13 protein-coding genes are annotated in these 18,050 nt (G+C 37.4%); all 13 read right to left on the reverse strand.

Annotated elements, in window-relative coordinates; translation table 11 throughout:
* Positions 1-25: 25 nt before the first annotated feature.
* Entirely contained in the window at positions 26-724 is a 699-nt protein-coding gene (locus HNP81_RS01135) for a DUF881 domain-containing protein (protein ID WP_028392940.1), read from the reverse strand.
* Positions 721-1,512, reverse strand: a complete 792-nt coding sequence (locus HNP81_RS01140; RefSeq protein WP_028392941.1) for a cell division protein FtsQ/DivIB — start codon at positions 1,510-1,512, stop codon at positions 721-723. The genes HNP81_RS01135 and HNP81_RS01140 overlap by 4 nt, the downstream gene beginning before the upstream one ends.
* A gap of 148 nt (positions 1,513-1,660) precedes the next feature.
* Positions 1,661-2,569, reverse strand: coding sequence for a UDP-N-acetylmuramate dehydrogenase (gene murB / locus HNP81_RS01145; protein WP_028392942.1), 909 nt, complete (start codon positions 2,567-2,569; stop codon positions 1,661-1,663).
* Positions 2,570-3,495: 926 nt separating this feature from the next.
* Complete coding sequence (gene spoVE, locus HNP81_RS01150) at positions 3,496-4,599, reverse strand: stage V sporulation protein E (protein ID WP_028392944.1); 1,104 nt, start codon at positions 4,597-4,599, stop codon at positions 3,496-3,498.
* 355 nt (positions 4,600-4,954) lie between these two features.
* Positions 4,955-6,307 (reverse strand): UDP-N-acetylmuramoyl-L-alanine--D-glutamate ligase, encoded by a 1,353-nt coding sequence (murD, locus tag HNP81_RS01155; RefSeq protein ID WP_182501301.1) that lies wholly within the window; start codon positions 6,305-6,307, stop codon positions 4,955-4,957.
* On the reverse strand, positions 6,308-7,285 hold the full coding sequence (mraY, locus tag HNP81_RS01160) for a phospho-N-acetylmuramoyl-pentapeptide-transferase (protein ID WP_182501302.1): 978 nt from the start codon (positions 7,283-7,285) through the stop codon (positions 6,308-6,310).
* 785 nt (positions 7,286-8,070) lie between these two features.
* Positions 8,071-9,537: a UDP-N-acetylmuramoyl-L-alanyl-D-glutamate--2,6-diaminopimelate ligase gene (locus HNP81_RS01165; protein WP_182501303.1), complete on the reverse strand. Its 1,467-nt coding sequence runs from the start codon at positions 9,535-9,537 to the stop codon at positions 8,071-8,073.
* A 171-nt stretch (positions 9,538-9,708) separates the two neighbouring features.
* Positions 9,709-11,634, reverse strand: coding sequence for a stage V sporulation protein D (locus HNP81_RS01170; protein ID WP_028392949.1), 1,926 nt, complete (start codon positions 11,632-11,634; stop codon positions 9,709-9,711).
* Between the two features lie 241 nt (positions 11,635-11,875).
* A complete protein-coding gene (locus HNP81_RS01175; RefSeq protein ID WP_182501304.1) occupies positions 11,876-14,074 on the reverse strand; it encodes a penicillin-binding protein in 2,199 nt (732 codons plus the stop codon).
* Positions 14,074-14,427: a cell division protein FtsL gene (ftsL, locus tag HNP81_RS01180; protein WP_182501305.1), complete on the reverse strand. Its 354-nt coding sequence runs from the start codon at positions 14,425-14,427 to the stop codon at positions 14,074-14,076. Before ftsL ends, HNP81_RS01175 begins: the two co-directional genes overlap by 1 nt.
* A gap of 14 nt (positions 14,428-14,441) precedes the next feature.
* Entirely contained in the window at positions 14,442-15,374 is a 933-nt protein-coding gene (gene rsmH, locus HNP81_RS01185) for a 16S rRNA (cytosine(1402)-N(4))-methyltransferase RsmH (RefSeq protein ID WP_028392952.1), read from the reverse strand.
* A gap of 42 nt (positions 15,375-15,416) precedes the next feature.
* The gene (gene mraZ / locus HNP81_RS01190) at positions 15,417-15,848 is read right to left on the reverse strand and encodes a division/cell wall cluster transcriptional repressor MraZ (protein ID WP_182501306.1); all 432 of its coding nucleotides are present in this window, start codon (positions 15,846-15,848) and stop codon (positions 15,417-15,419) included.
* A 464-nt stretch (positions 15,849-16,312) separates the two neighbouring features.
* Positions 16,313-17,941 carry a bacillithiol biosynthesis cysteine-adding enzyme BshC gene (bshC, locus tag HNP81_RS01195; RefSeq protein ID WP_182501307.1) on the reverse strand — a complete coding sequence of 543 codons (1,629 nt, stop codon included), beginning with the start codon at positions 17,939-17,941 and terminating at the stop codon, positions 16,313-16,315.
* Positions 17,942-18,050 lie beyond the last annotated feature (109 nt).

Below are 18,050 nucleotides of genomic sequence, written 5' to 3' on the forward strand. Positions count from 1 at the left end.
ACCTAGCTTTCATACGGTGATTTTTTTAACTACTAAATATTGGTTCCATTTCCACTTCATTTTGCTTCAATATTGTAAATATAATATTTTCATTCACTAATTGATCTTTGACTCCACCAGCTAAGTTAAGTGAAGCCTCCAAAACATTAGTGTTGCCAATGGCTGTAATCACAAAAGGTGCGGGATACTGCTGTCCGTCCACAGTAATTACAGGACCATTGCAAACTATATACGAATCATGATTCAATCTTTGTCCATTAACAGCCACTGCCTCTGCACCAGAGATATACAATTCATTAATGACCTTAAATACATGTTGTTCATGCACTAGGTAATCATTTATGTTATCGTCCACTTTTGCTGCTGTACCATCTGAAAGTGTCACAGAAAGACCTGGTCCTCTCACTTTAATCTTTCCTAGAAACATCCGATATTTCTCGGCTTCTTCAGCAAGCTTAAACAAGGATTCTTTTTCTTGTGATAGATCTTTTTCAATATTTGTTACTTGTGCTTGCTTTTTCCGTAATTCCTCACTAAGTTTCCTGTTTACTTTCTCTTGTTCAATCAGTTGTTTTCTAAGCTCATATTCTCGATCCCATGTTTGATTTACAATGGCTGCTTCTCTCTGTTTTTGCTTTGTTAAGTTATAGGAAAAGGCAACCATAAATCCTAAAATAAGACTTACGATGGAGAGGATGACTTTTCTACCTTTAATGATTTTCATTGTGCTAACCCCTCATCATTCTCTTCCTTTAGATTTGGTGTATCATATGCTCTAAAGTAAGAGCCTACCTCAAGATTAATGACCCCTTTTACTTTTGGGTCTAATTGAGCAACAATTGAAGGGTAGTGTATCATTTTCTTGGATAAAGTTCTGCTAGTAGCACTCACTTCAAAACCATCATTCATAAACATCGTTATATGATAGAGGTCCGTTTTGGTAGGTTCCTTACGAATTTCAGAAATCGAGTTACGGATTTCTTCAGGTAATGCTTTCAATTCATCCAATAATAGGTTTAGAGCATCCCCTTCAGTAAAATCAATCAGTACTGGAGCGAAAACTGGGATTTCGCCCCGTTTTAGCTCGGTCAGGATCTTACCGTTTTCCATAATAGGATAGAATCGATTATTTTTTGAAAGGTATGCGATTCGTTCAAATTCGGTTATCGTAATCAACACTGAATTTGGAAATTGTGTTGTAACTGTAACAGATTCAATTTCCTCTTGACTTTCTTTCATTTTATTTATCAATTCTCTTTTGTTTACTTTCCAAATGTTCGTGTCATTTGTTAATCCACTTAAAGAAACAATTTGATCTGATGATAAATATTGGTTCCCTCTTACTTTGATTTCTTTAATATGGCTTAATGGGGAAAGAAAATATAGTACACAAGCAATTAGGATAAAAAAGAAAGATAGCAATAGAATCAATCTTCTATTCGCTTTTCTTTTTCTAAGATTTTTTAATTTTGGGATGCGATCTTCAATGGAAACTACTTTTCCTTTTTCCATCCCCCTCACCTCTTCCTGAAAACAAATGGACTATGCTTGTAATCCGCCTGTTGCCAATCGGCAGGAACAAGATCTCATAATAATGCTAATGAGACTATTTCAGGATATCTTTATAGCACATGATTAAGCATGTTTTTTATTTCAGAAGTTATCTTCGACCAACTATTTCGACTTCTGTTTCAAGCTTAATCGCAAATTTTTCATATACAGTTTCTTTTACATGCTGAATTAGAGCTAACACATTTTCTGCTGTACCTTCTCCTGTATTAACAATAAAATTCCCATGCATTTCAGAAATTTTTGCTCCACCAATTGCATAACCTTTTAATCCAGCGTCCTGAACAAGTTGACCAGCGTATTGTGGCAGGGGATTACGGAATATACTTCCAGCACATGGCTTATCATATGGTTGAGTTTCTTTTCTATAATTTTTATTGTTCTGCATTGCTGCAACAATTTCCTCCCGATTACCTGGATTTAATTGAAAAACAGCTGCTAAAACAATACCTGGTCGTTTTTTTTGTAGGATCGACGTTCGATAGGAGAATTCCATTTCTTCTGCTGATAACCATTCTAGTGTTCCATCAGCAAATAGAATATATGCCTTTTTTAATATTTTTGAAATATCTGATCCATGGGCACCGGCGTTCATATACACAGCACCACCAACTGAACCTGGTATTCCACTCGCGAACTCCAATCCTGAAAGTCCTTTTCTACTAAATTGTACAGATAGACTTACAAGTGAAAATCCTGCCCCTGCTGTGATTTCAGTACCTTCTATTTCTAACCCATCTAAACCTCTACCTAATTTAATAACAGCACCTTTTATGCCTTGATCTGAAACAAGCAAATTTGATCCACGCCCAATTGCTCGCCATTCGATATCAAACTCTTTAATGATTTTCATCGTTTTTTCTAAATTTTCAAGAGATGATGGCTCAATGAAAATATCTGCAGGACCGCCAACTTTCATTGTTGTATGGTTTGCAAGCGGCTCATTTTCACGAACCTTCCCTATTTCCATTTGTTGTAATTTCTCTATAACTTCTTTCATCATAATCCTCCCTCACATGCAGTTTTTTCATTGTATGCTATATCGTTTGAACGGTTCGTTTTTGAATAATCCGATCGCCCCTCTATAAAGTGAAACTTGAAACAGTTAGGGTTTATTCGCCCCACTGATTAGTCCCGTTTTAGAGTCTTACATCTGTGTGACCCACATCCTGTGGTTGCAAACTTACCTTTGAAAACCACAAAGGTAAGTATCACTTTATCTCACCAATCGGGCATTTACGGACAGTTACTTCCACTCGCTTCTTTAAATCCTTTAAGCCTTGTAGTTGGAAGTTCAGTCCCGTTAATGCAGGATAACTTCTAATAAGACATCGTATATTATATGTAAAGAGACGGTAGACATCAATTATCTTTAACACCAAATTTTTTCTAAGATATAGAAAACAAAGCACCATCAGCTTTTACCCTCTTATACTATAGTCTAAACACCCTTTCATTACCACAATAAACACTAGATTTTATATAAGAAACAAACTAGTAATATTTTAAATATTTAATTATTTTACAAATGCTTCTCTCGTTGCATCTCCAAAGACCTATAAATAATTTTTATTACTTATATAATCGGTTCTTATTACATAAATTAAAATATATTCAATAGTGATTGATAGGTAATTAGAATCATTTTATTGGATAATAATTTGCTATTTATCTTATTTAGCTTCAAACAAGAATGATTCACAACTTTTTCTCGATAACATGATTCAAAATAGGAATTGCCCATAGAAAGAGTTTCCTCATTCTTGAGCAATTCCTATTTACTTTGACATATTTCTAAATTTGAAAGTGCTATTGTTATTATCCAGCATTAACTGTCAGTAAAAGCCCGATTTGTTCAACTAACAATCCGTGGGGGGATGAAGTTTACGTTATTGGTATTATTTACTTTAGGCCATGCTATGATTTTTAATACCTTGAATATCGACTTATATTCAATAGTACTCCGATCGCTATGAGCATCAGAGTTAAAGAAGATCCGCCATAACTTAAAAACGGAAGAGTTATTCCTGTTACGGGCATTAGCCCTGTTACAACTCCGATATTAATCATTACCTGAATTGCTACCATGGCAATAATTCCAACTGCAACAAGACTCCCATATAAGTCAGGAGCTCCTAATGCAATCCGAACCCCTCTCCACAATAGCAATGAAAATAATAAAATCACCAAAGTTCCACCAATAAACCCAAGTTCTTCTGAAATAATAGCAAAAATAAAATCCGTTTGCGGTTCAGGCAAATAGAAAAATTTTTGCCGACTTTGACCAAGTCCAAGCCCAAACAACCCACCTGGACCGATTGCATAAAAAGACTGAATCATTTGAAAGCCACTATTTTGCGGGTCTGCCCACGGATCTAGAAAGGAGGTAATTCGCTTTATCCGATATGGTGCTGAAGCAATAAGAGCCACAAAGCCAGCTACACCGAGTAATCCAAGCCAAATAAAATGCATCACTCTTGCCCCTGAAATAAAAATCATCACTACACAAGTCCCTACCATAACAGTTCCTGTCCCAAGATCTGGCTGTAACATAATTAAACCAAAAGCTAAAAACACAATACCCAATGAAGGAGTTAGTCCTTTCTTAAAGGAGGTAATGAACTTCTGCCGTTCTGATAAAAATTTCGCTAAAAAAGCAATCATAGCTAACTTCATAAACTCTGATGGCTGAATGGAAAATGCGCCAACACCAATCCAGCTTTGTGAACCATTTCGCTCTACACCTATTCCAGGAATTAATACAGCAAGTAACAAGACAAAACAAAAGATAATTATCACCTTTGCCCACGTTCGCCATGTCCAATAATCTACATTCATGATGAAGAACATTGCGAATACTCCCACTCCAGCGAATAGAAGCTGGCGCTTAGCAAAGTAGAACGAGTCTCCCTCAAATTTGTAAGCAGCCCATATTGCACTAGCACTATATACCATGATTAAACCAATCGCCAATAGACATAAAGTAACAATAATTAATATAAAATCCGGATTTGATTTTTTCAACGGCACTGTCATACACCTCTAGTACGTATTAGAGCCTGTACGAGCCTTCTATTCTTATCATGCTAATGAAATTAACATAATAAGCAAAAAAAGTGATAAGTAGGTTTACCCATTAGTAACGGCAAGTTTCCCCCTTAGAAAACTGCTTGTAAAAGCCGAGCCGGTTCGGTAAAAATTAGCAATCATATAAAAGCGCGTCAATCATATCTAGCTTCGATTACTGAACTACCATCCATAGGGGATAATCTTAACTGTTAATAATAGAGTACTACTTTATCACTTTTTTTAAAGATGTCATTCGAACAAGAGAAGTAGAATTTATCCTCCATTATGCAAGCTCAGTGTTTCAAGAAAGAAGCTCTTATTTCAGTTTATGCACTGCCTCCATAAACATGTCTCCTCTTACTTCGAAACTTTTGTACTGATCCCAACTTGCACATGCAGGTGAAAGTAGGATGCAATCTCCTTCTTCAGAAACTTCATACGCTGCAGGTACGGCTTTCTCTACATTATCGACATGTTTTACAATAGATATTCCTGCTTCTCTGGCAACACGCTCAATTTTCGATGCAGTTTCACCAAATGTAATGACAGCTTTAACATGTTTCAAATATGGTTTTAGTTCATCGAATTCATTACCTCGATCAAGTCCTCCCGCAAGCAGGATAACTGGAACTTCGAAAGATGATAATGCCATTGATGCAGCTAAAATATTCGTAGCCTTAGAATCATTATAAAACATTCTTCCTTCAATGGTTGCTACATATTGAGTTCTATGGGTAACCCCCTGGAAGGTGGCAAGAACACGCTGAATTGCTTCATTCTTGACCTTTTTAAGTTTTGCAGTTGCTACGGCCGCGAGTACATTTTCTAAATTATGCTTTCCGGGCAAGCGAATATCCAAAATATTAACTACTCGCTCACCACGGAAATATACAGCATTGTCTTCGATATACGCTCCATTTTCATACTTGCTTGTAATCGAAAATGGAACAAGCTCTGCCAACGAATTCTTTGCCATATTCACCGTTTCTTCTTGGTTCGCATTATAGATAAAATAATCACTGTCGATTTGGTTTTTCATTATCGCCGCTTTCGCGTCAATATATTCCTGTTTTGAAGCATGGTAATCAAGGTGAGCATCATAAATATTTGTTACAACCGCGATCTCTGGCTTAAACATATCAATCCCCATCAATTGGAAAGATGATAATTCAATAACAATCGTTTCATCAGCTGTTGCAGTTTCCGCCACTCCAGAAGCAACCGTTCCAATATTTCCTGCGATCAACGGCAACTTTCCACCTTCTTTGAGTATTTCATAGATAAGCGTTGTAGTCGTTGTTTTGCCATTTGTTCCAGTTATCGCAACAAACGGTGCTTCGCTAATCTGATAGGCTAATTCAACTTCTGTGATGACTGGAATGCCTCTTTCAATCGCCCCTTTAACCAGTGGATTTCGATAAGGAATTCCTGGATTTTTCACTATAAGTTCAAAGCCTTCATCAAGTAATTCTATCGGATGACTTCCACACACAACTTTGATTCCTTGTTCCAGTAAGCCTTGCGCTTCTGGATTCTCTGATAATGGTTTCATATCATTGACTGTTACAAAAGCACCTAGTTTATGTAAAAGGGATGCTGCTGTTACTCCACTTTTTGCTAATCCCAACACTAATATCTTTTTCCTTAAATAACTAGTAGTCTCTTTCACTTATAACCACACCTCTAAATAGATTCCTAAAATCGCCAATAATAAGCCCACCGACCAAAATGTGACGACGACTCGCCATTCAGACCAACCGACCAACTCATAATGGTGATGCAAAGGACTCATTTTAAAAATTCGTTTTCCTGTCGTTTTAAAAGATGCGACCTGTAACATTACCGATAATGTTTCAATGACGAATACCCCGCCGATAATAACTAATAAGAGCTCCAAATTTGTTAATAGCGCGATGGTCGCAATAGCACCACCTAATGCCAAAGATCCGGTATCTCCCATAAATACCTTTGCAGGATAGGCATTGAATACGAGGAATCCAAGGACCGCCCCTACTACGGCAACAGAAAAAATCGCAACATCATATTGTGATTGATTCCAGGCTAGTACAGCAAATGCACCAAAAGCAATCGCAGACGTTCCTGAAACAAGTCCATCCAATCCATCAGTTAAATTGACTGCATTCGAAAAACCAACCAACCAGAAAATCACAATGATGATATAAAACCAGCCTACATGTAACGCCAAGTCGGTTCCTGGAATCGTAATTTCAGGTACGAAAGCATCTGTCTTGCGATAGATTAGATAAAAAATGACGGATATGATAATTTGTCCAATTAACTTCTGACGTGATGTCAAGCCAAGGTTTCGTTTCATTACCACTTTTATGAAATCATCAAGAAAACCTAAAACACCAAAACCAATCATAACAAACAACAATAAATAAATTTCTACAGTTGGTTCAGAAAATTTAAATACCATTGTTAGAGTTGTAATGGCGATAGCAAGCAAAAAGACCAAACCGCCCATCGTCGGTGTTCCAGATTTCTTCTGATGAGATTTCGGACCTTCTTCCCGAATGCTTTGTCCAAATTTAAGCCTGCGTAAGAAAGGGATAAAAATCGGGGATAGAAGAACCGTAATTAAAAACCCAGTCAATATTGTATAAAAAATTACTTGTTCTAACATAAATCTATTCCCTCATTCCTAATGCAGCATAACAATTTATTAATTCTACTGCTGTTTTTTCATCCACTTCATGATATGTTCCAGATGTTTTGTTCAGAATACTTATATTTCTTTTCATAATAAACATTTTTTGAAATTCCATCACTTTCTGTTTTTTTATTGTTCGTATAAGAAAAACCGCCGCCGATTTTTTATAAAAACAAGTTTTTACATACAGCTTTACCAAAGAGACACAAGGTAGTTTATGAGTTGGCACATGTACATTCAGACATAAACCTGTTACTTCATATTTTTATATAAGGCTCTGTTAAACTTGCCCGTTGATTGCAACAGAGTGGTTCGCTTTCCGCGGGCGGTCCGGAAGCCTCCTCGGCGCTGTGCGCCTGCGGGGTCTCCCTTTGACTCGCTTTTCTAAGTAGAAGTCTCACGCCTTCCGCTCCATCAACATAGAGCCAAAATCAACAATGAGCTTTAACATAGCCTTTTATAAAAAAGCAGGCACCTTGATCAATCTAAAGACTAGCATAAGCATAAGCTAAGCAACTGCATGAAGATTTCTTCCCCATCAGATTACCTCGCTCAAAGTGAGGTTGGGTTGCTTTTGCTAGTCAGCAAAACTAGTTGAAAGAAGAGATCCTGATACTTTTTAATAAGCAAAAAAAGAGAATTAGTCATTCAAAGGAGACATCGTCCCATTAAGAAAGTGTAAAACCTCATTGTGTCTATCTCTTAATAATGATAGATATTAACGTTCTCTTTTTTAAGTATACACAATCTCCCTTTATTTACTTCCTATTTCGTAAAATTGCTTCTTTTGCAACCAATCTATCATCAAAGTCAAGCACTTGTTTACCGATGATTTGATAGGTTTCATGGCCTTTTCCGGCGATTAAAACAACATCCCCACTTGTTGCCGCAGAGATTGCATATTCAATCGCTTCTTTCCGGTCTTCAAGGACCTGATAATTCTTTTCGGTAACTCCCTTTTCCATATCTCGTAAAATTTGTGATGGATTCTCACTTCTAGGATTATCAGAAGTGAAAATAGGGTCTGTCGCCCACTCTGATGCAATTTTCGCCATGATTGGTCGTTTTGTTTTATCACGATCCCCACCACAACCCACTACAACAAATATTTTCTTATTTGCAAATTCACGCACTGTTTTCAAGACATTTTCAAGACTGTCAGGTGTATGGGCATAATCGACAATCACCGCAAAATCCTGACCGCCTTGGACAAGCTCAAAACGTCCTGCCACACCTTCGACAGATTCAAGTGACCGGATGATTGAATCAAGTTGTACTCCCGCACATAAAGAAGCCCCTATGGCAGCAAGAACATTATAGACGCTGAATTTACCGATTAGTTTTAGGTTCACAAGTTGCTCTCTTCCAGCAGTTACTAATGTAAATTGAGTTCCACTTGAATGAATGGATATATTCTTAGCCATAATATCTGCTTCTTGATCAATACCATATGTAAGAATATGTGCAGCTGTTGCCTTGATGAAATCTTCTGTCGCTCCATCATCCGCATTCAATACTGCGTATTTTGGTCGATTATCTACATAGGCATTTCCAAGCTGTGAGAAAAACAAGGATTTTGCAAACTTGTATTGTTCCATCGTTCCATGAAAATCAAGATGGTCTTGAGTAAGATTCGTAAATACGGCAATATCATAATCACAACCGTGAACCCTTCCAAGCTCCAATGCATGTGAAGATACTTCCATAATTGCTGTATCCACTTGAGCTTGCGTCATCTGATGAAAAATTTGTTGTAAGGTAATGCTGTCTGGTGTCGTATTTTTTGTTTCAGCTATTTTTTCGCCAATTTTCGTATACATCGTTCCAATTAAACCTGTTGCCACATGCTCATCCTGAAAGATTTTTTCCAACAAATGACTCGTTGTTGTTTTGCCGTTTGTTCCTGTTATTCCGATTAACTTAAGCTTTTGGGTAGGATGATTGTAAAAAGCATCGGCAACGACTGCCATAGCTCGTTTCGTATCACGAACAACAAACACTGGGACTCCTACACTCATTGGTTTTTCAGCTAAAATAGCTACTGCTCCTAGTTCGACTGCTTTTTCTGCAAAGTCATGGCCATCCACCGTGTAACCTTTCACACAAACAAATAAACTTCCTTCTTTTACTCGTCTTGTATCATGTTCAATGGAGGTTATTTCAGGATTTTCCCCTTCAAACTTTGTCAAAGATTGTAAGGTTGAAAGTATCGCTTGAAGTCTCATTTTTCCATTCCTCTCTGCCTATTTAAAGGCATTATTATAAAGTAATGCATTCAATCTGTCGAGGTTAGGATTCGTCCTTAGGTTAAACACATGAACAATCCTGTCACTGCGTAAAAAAACCGCGGCTGAAATTATCCCAGCCGCTTGATTTGTTTCTTTATTATTCTATACTTATTCTGAACTTTCGCCAAGATAAATTCTTATTGTTGAACCTTCTTTTACCTTTACTCCTGCTTCAGGGGACTGTTTTACTACCATAGACCCATCCCCACTTATATCTAAGTTTACTTTGCCGATAAGCTGTGTTTGCAATTCCTTTGCAGTTAACCCTACTACATCTGGTAATTCAACCATGACTGGATCATCCCATTTCGTTTTCTTTTCAATTTGCGTATCACGTGGTTTCACACCCATTGTTCGTAATGCATCCTCCATTATATTGCCTACAATAGGGGCCGCTACTACTCCACCAAATTGAATTGTTCCTTTCGGATTATCGACCGCTACATAAACGACTATTTCGGGATGATCCGCTGGTGCAAACCCAATGAATGAAACGATATAGTTGTTTTCTAAATAGCGCCCATTTTCCGCTTTTTGCGCAGTACCGGTCTTTCCACCTACGCGATATGAATCTACATATGCCCCAGTACCACTTCCTTTTGCTACAACAGTCTCAAGTGCTCCACGGATTTTTGCGGAAGTTTCTTCAGAAATGACTTTCCTTTTTGCTTGAGGTGATTTCCGCATGATTGTCTCACCTGTTTGAGAGTCAACCAGTTCTTTAGCGATATAAGGCGTATACAATGTGCCGCCATTCACTGCTGCCGCAACAGCTGCTACTTGTTGAATCGGAGTGACTGATACGCCTTGTCCAAACGCAGTAGTAGCTTGTTCAAGGGGTCCAACCTTATCAATGTCAAATAAAATTCCAGTTCCTTCACCTTGAAGATCGATCCCGGTCTTTTTCCCAAAACCAAAATCACTAATATATTGAAAAAGTTTATCTTTTCCAAGCCGCATTCCTAGCTCCACAAAACCAGGGTTACATGAATTTTGTACCACTTCCATGTATGTTTGCGATCCATGACCACCTCTTTTCCAACAATGAAGCTTCGTCCCTGCTACTTCGATATACCCAGGATCATAGAACGAATCCCTCTCCAGATCTACTTTTCCCTCTTCCAACGCTGCAGCGAGAGTAATGATCTTGAACGTTGAACCAGGCTCATAGGAACTCCATACAGGAAGATTACGGTTATAGACTTCACTTTTCACATTTTGAAAATTAGCAGGATCGAATGTCGGTCTGCTTGACATTGCCAGAATCTCACCGTTATTGGGATTCAGTGCAATGGCAATTATTCCATCTGGATTATAAGTCGCTTCTGCAAGATCTAGCTCTCTTTCAACAATGGTTTGAATTTTGCTATCTATGGTCAATTTTAGATCATCACCATTAATAGGTGCACTATAGTCATCCGCCATATTCTCCATCTTTTTGCCTTTTGCATCGGTATATAATTTTACATAGCCTTTTTCACCGCTTAAATCCTTATCATAGGATAGCTCAATTCCCATTAATCCTTGATTATCAGCGCCTGTAAACCCGAGCACATGGGATAAGAATTCACCAAATGGATAATAACGCTTTGAATCTTCTGCAATGTATACCCCTTTGAGACCAAGAGCCTTCACTTCTTTTGCTTTTTCGTGAGAGATTTTTCTTCCTTCAGGTATTCTTTCGCTCGAAGAATGTTTTGTAATTAGTTTATATGCTTTTTCTTTATCCATATCCAATACAGAAGCGAGCTGTTCTGCAGTCTCAGCTGGATTGACAACTTGTCTCGGAATTACATATACCGTCGGAGCTGAGATATTTGTTGCCAACGGGACACCATTCCGATCTAGAATTTGACCACGCATTGGTTCAAAAGTAATATTTCGGCTCCAAGAATCCTCTGCGAGTCCCGTTAATTTCTCACCGAGATAAAATTGAACAATTCCTAATCGAAAAACAATAATAGTAAAGACCGTAAGCCCAAAAAGTAAGAAGATTGCCAGCCGTTTTCTTACCGTTACATTTGACACACGCACAAAAAGGCACCTCCATTTTCATCCTGCTTGTACCAGTTATATGATGTATTAAATTTAACTAGAACAAAAAATGAAGGCGTTATTTCTTCTGAATAATAATTAGCATAAAAAAAAGATGAGAGTGTAAAAAAGGAGCTAGCCCCAGGACTCTCCATACAGTTATAAGTGTTTTCTAACACTTCATGTAAACTGTACGTAGTTGTCACGGAGCCAGCTCTTAGATTATCCTTATTCATTCCATTTAATTAACCACTTCGTCTTCTTGATCTTTATCTTCTATTTCTTCCTGAACTTTATCTTCTATTTCTTCCTGAACCTTATCCCCTGGCTTTTTCAAGTTTACAATGAAATAATCTGCTTCTTTTATCACGGCACCTACTTTAAAATTCTGACTTTCGACATATCCGTTTCCTGCAACATTTAATTTCAGCTTCGCAATATTCGCCACCTTCATAACATCTCTTAGAGACCAGCCTGTTAAGTCTGGAGCAAACATATCTCCATCCGTCCGGATAATAACCTTTTCACCTTCTAATAAAATCGTTCCAGCTTTAGGAGCTTGATCGATAACCGTAGCACCTTTTCCAATCGTAACAACTTCGTATCCCGACTTTTGGAGATTTTCAACCGTAGACTTTACAGGTTGATCTGTATAATCACTTATTTTTTCTGAAGTTTGATTTGGAATATTTGCTGGTTCAATGTTTAAATATTGCAAGCTACTTTTCATGACTGGATTAAAGATCTCCGATACTGGATCGGACCCAGCTTCCCCTACTTCTAATTTTGGTTTTTTTACCGCAACATAGACAACAAGTTCTGGGTCATCAAGTGGCGCCATTCCTAAAAAAGAAAAAATATAGTTTCCACCACCTCTTGATAAGCCATCACTTGTACTAAATTGAGCAGTCCCTGTTTTACCAGCTACTTCATAACCTTCAATTTGATATTTTTTCCCTGTCCCATGCTCTGCAGTAAGCACGGTTCCTAAATACTCACGGACCTTTTTGGCAGTTTCTGCTGATATCGGCTGCCCTGCCATAGTTGGATTAGTTTTTTGAATCGTTTCGCCCTTATTTGGATCAGTCACTTCTTTAATTACATAAGGTTTCATCATTTTTCCATTATTAGCTATTGCAGAAGCTGCTTGAATTTGTTGAATAGCAGTCATTGACGACGCTTGTCCTACAGAAGTCATTGCTTTATCACGTTTATATTTGTACTGAATTGTACCAGTTTTTTCGAAAGGTAAATCAATCCCTGTAATACGATCTAAACCAAATTTTGTAATATAATCACGGAGTTTTTCTTCTCCAAGACGGTCCATTGCAAACGTTACAACACCGACATTTGAAGATCGTTGAATTCCTTCTAGAAATGTCATATTTTCTCCGAACGGCATTCCACTATGATCATTTATAGGTTTTGTTCCTTTTATTTTGTAATTTCCTGAAACAAAGGTTTCATTCGGATTAAAAACACCTTCTTCAACTGCTGCCGCTAATGTAAATATTTTCATCGTTGAACCAGGTTCATACGACTCCTCAATCGCTAAGTTTCTCCATGTATCTGTCAATCCTTTTTTCGTTTTTGGATGGAAAGTAGGCCTTTGCCCCATCGCTAATATTTCTCCGGTTTTCGGATTAGATACAATGGCAATGATTTGTTCTGGGTCATATTTTTCCTGAACTTTAGACATTGAATCTTCTAAAAAGGTCTGAATCTTTTTATCAATAGTCAAAGTAACATCTGCACCATCTTTTGGTGCCTTTACATTTTCTTTGCTATTAGGCAGTGAGAATCCCCATCTATCACCATCAAACGTCAGTTTTCCATCTGTTTCCTTTAATTCTTTGTTTAAAAACTTTTCAATCCCCATCTTACCTATCATTTCATTTGATTTTTCATCTTTTTCAATATAGCCAATTAAATGAGAGGCAAACACGCCATTTGGATAAAAGCGTTTATTTTCGCGAGTAAATCCTATTCCAGGAAGCTTCATTTTCTCAATCTTTGATTTAACATCGTATGAGATATCCTTGCCTGCATTTCCGAATTCCACTTGTTTCTTATCTTTTGTAAGAAGTGCATAAATATCCGATTCATCCATATCAATAGCTTTTGCTAATTCTTTAGCTGTTCGTTTCGGATCAACCACATAATTGGGTTTCATCTTTTCGTCCAATACCGCAAATAGCGTATAGGAGGCTGTATCTTCTGCTATTACTTCACCGTTCGTATCTAGAATGCTGCCTCTTTTCGCCTCAAGCACCCGTTGCTTTTCGTATTTTTTTTCAATTTTTGCTGCAAGTACTTCCCCACCAGCCTGTCCGGTAACTTCAATGTAGAAAAAACGGGCAACTAACGCAAAAAAGAGCAGCCCGAATACTACGAATAAAAACGCTGCTCCAAGCTTCATATTTTTTTGCTTCGTTTGCATTATTCCTGCACAACCTTTACGTTATTTTCATTCAGTTTTAAACCAAGGTCGGCTGCTTTTTTCCAAATCCTTTCATACGTACTTAATTCACTAACTTGTTCTTTTAAGTCTACATTCACCCTAGTCTGTTCTTCTATAGAATGATTTGTCAATTGTATCTCTTTATTCGTTTTATAAATTGCTGCCTGATTAGAAATTACCTTGGTCCCTATAAAAGCAATTCCAACAGCCAAAGCACAGATTAACATCATTTCACCAAAAGAAATTTTTGTTTTACGGACAATGACGGTTTGTACAGATTTTTGTTGTTCTTGAATCTGTTGTTCTTGAATTTTTTTCGCAACTGAGCTCATTTTAATTTCCTCCTTTATCTTTTTTCAGCAATCCTCAGCTTAGCTGAACGTGAACGATTGTTTTCTTCCAATTCTTCCTCCGATGGCAGTATCGGTTTTCTTGTAACTAATTTTAAAATTGGTTGAAATTCTTCCGGAATAACAGGGAGACCGTGTGGCATTTCTGGTAGATCACTGTATTGTTTAAATACTGATTTACAAATACGATCCTCCAATGAATGAAAAGTAATGACTGAAATTCTACCATTTGGCTTAAGTAATTTTATAGCTTGCTCCAGAGAGTCTTCAAAAACACCTAACTCATCATTCACAGCAATTCGTATCGCCTGGAAAATTCGTTTAGCAGGGTGACCACCTTTACGTCTCGCAGGAGCTGGTATACCTTCTTTAATTAATTCAACAAGCTCACCAGTTGTCTCAATCGGCTTAATTTCACGTGCCGCTTCGATTTTACGAGCAATCTGCTTTGAGAACTTCTCTTCTCCATATCGAAAGAAAATTTTCGTTAACTCCTGGAATGACCAATTATTTACCACATCATAAGCGGATAAACTTGCAGTTTGATCCATTCTCATATCTAGTTGTGCATCATGGTGGTAGCTGAATCCTCGTTCTGGGGTATCAAGCTGGGGAGATGAAACACCTAAATCGTACAAAATTCCATCTACTTCATGTACACCTCTTAATAAAAGTTCTTCTGCAATATGTTTAAAATTGTTCTGAATTAATACCACTCTGTCGCCATATTCTTTTAATTTCTCATGGGCATTCTTAATGGCCGTTTCATCTTGGTCAAAAGCGTAGAGCTTACCTTTATCCGATAACTGAGATGCTAAATAAGCGCTATGTCCTGCTCCTCCAAGTGTACAATCAACATATATGCCGTCTGGCTTAATGTGTAATCCATCAACAGTTTCTTTGAGTAGTACGGTTGTGTGTTGAAACATGTAATACATCCTTCCAATCGATTAGTGATGCAGATTCTTCGTTTAAATATCAAAGCCAATCATATTCTCGGCTATTTCAGCGAATGAATCTTCTGATGTTGAAAAATAGTCTTCCCAAATGGCCTTACTCCAAATCTCAATTCGATTGGAAACTCCGAGAATGACGCATTCTTTTTCTAATTTTCCATATGAAGTTAGCGGTGTGGGGATATTGATCCTTCCTTGTTTATCCAGTTCACATTCAGTTGCACCGGAAAAGAAAAATCGGGTAAAAGCTCGGGCATCTTTCTTGGTTAATGGCAAGCCTTTCAGCTTATCCTCCAGTTGACGCCATTCATCCATCGGGTAGCCAAACAAGCATTGATCAAGACCACGAGTCAATACAAACGAATCGCCAAGATGTTCTCTGAACTTAGCCGGAACGATAATACGCCCTTTTGAATCAATGCTGTGATGATATTCCCCCATGAACATGCCTACTACCCCCACTTTCTTTTAACACTGTACCACATTCCCCCACTTTTCACCACTTATTATATAAATTCTGTACTTAGTAAGTTATTCCTCCTTAAATATCCAGTTTATTTAATAATGTGAATCATCTACGAGGTGAGTCCTTTTAATTATCTGACTAGCTTGATGCTAGCCCTAATAAAAGCAAAGGCTATGTTAAACCCAGATGTTGATTGTAGCGAAAGGCGTGAGACTCCTGCGGGAATAGCGAGTTAAAGGGAGACCCACGAGCGCGCAGTGGACCCGCCCGTGGACAGCGAATGCCTCTCTTTGCCTTCAATAGGCAAGTTTCAAAGCAAAAAAAAGAAGACAGACGCAAACCGCCTGTCTTCTTTACCTTATTTAATGATAAATTGCAAAGCATAGTGTATCCAAACTTAAAACGAAATCCATATAAGAATAGTGAATATTGGAATAAAAAACTCTTACAGATAAATAACTTTATGCTCGTTATTAAATGTGTACGGTTGCTGAACCAATTCATTTATGAAATCTGTACCATATTTATTAACATAATAGAATATATTCCACATTCTTTCCTGAGGAGCATTAAGCGGAAATAATGAATTTTGAATCCGCTCATACTTATTCAAGACTACTTCATGTTTTTTACGTGAACTATCAGTCACTTTCCCATAAATAAAATCAAGCTGTTGTTCAATAAATTGCCGATTTTTCTGTAACAATGGATCTAACCCTTTATCGAGTGTTAAGGCTCTCTCGGTAAACATAGCGTGATTCTCATTTAGCTTCGCTTTCATTTCATAGAATAATCCCTCGATTGTATCATCCTTGACAGAATTAAGGAATTGACTCTGAGCTGGTTTCGTTCCTTTTGTTAACACAGTTTCCAAATTCATTCCTACCTCGTTCAGGTCTGTAGCTATTCCTCGCTCAAGTATCGTAATATTTAGCCTTGGTACAATTGGAGGCATTTTCATTGAAAACAGCTCAAAAGCTTGCTTTAGTTCTGCCCAATAGGCAATTTCACCAGGTCCAGATATAAATGCAAGCACTGGAAATAGCATTTCTTGCATGATTGGCCGAGTCACTACATTATTACTTAATCGTTCAGGTGTAACTCTTGAACATTTATGCAACTCTTGCTGTGTAAAAGAAACATCCTTATTTTTCCCTGAAAAAATCCCATTTTCCACTTCAAGTAAAATTCGATCTTTTTTCTTCGGATCATAATAAAATAAATTTGCTGCTTTTTCTTGCATGTCTATCATCCGTTTATATCCTTTTTGCTGAATATGTATCTGCTGAGATTGTACGGCCGCTGTAATCTCTTCTGCCTTATCAATGAACATCGCAAAAAACTCTGATTCAAGCTTTCTTAATTCAGGATCAGCCGCATCGATCAAAAGAAGGCCATAGTCATGGAACCAGGTATGAATTAAACAGGCAAAAAATTCAACAAATGTTGTAGATCGTTTAATGAATTCATTTGTATCAGCAAGTAATTTATTAGTAAATTCCGTCTCTCCATATGACTCGATAATTTCACGTACCCAAGATTGAGCGGTTTCTGTATCAAGCTCAATGTCCGAAATCATTGATTTAAATGGATGATAAAATGGGTATGTGTTTTTCTCTGTAATTCCATTCTTTAATGTATAAACATGATTCACTTCAGCTAAATCATGATCCTCTCCAGCTATCCAAAAAACAGGAATAACCTTCTTACCTAACGCCTTTTCTTGTTCTTCAGCTAGTTTAATAATGGAGATCACTTTGTGAATCGTATAGAGTGGGCCCGTTAGTAGCCCTGCCTGCTGTCCTCCAATAACAACAACAGAATCTTCTTTTCGGAATGCCTCTATATTTTTTTTAATGGGAATCGACAAAGTATACTTTTCCATATAATTCTCTATGTAATCAGCCACTTCAGCACGAAAGAAATTTCGTGACATTAATTCCTGATATCGTTTATTATACTTTCCTTCATCAGTTAAGCTGTAATGAAAAAAATCATCTATGTCTAATTGATTAGTAAGATAATCTGAAGCAAATGCATTTAGTGATGGTAACGCGAGATCTTTCAACTCCATTTATGTACTCCCTTTCTCTGCTTCTACAATTCTAAATTGAGTATATCATCACATTTGCTGAATACAAAAAAACTTGCCCACGACTTCTGCTACTGTGTCTCTAATATCT

The sequence above is a fragment of the Peribacillus huizhouensis genome (assembly GCF_014138605.1).
GTDB lineage: Bacteria > Bacillota > Bacilli > Bacillales > DSM-1321 > Peribacillus > Peribacillus huizhouensis.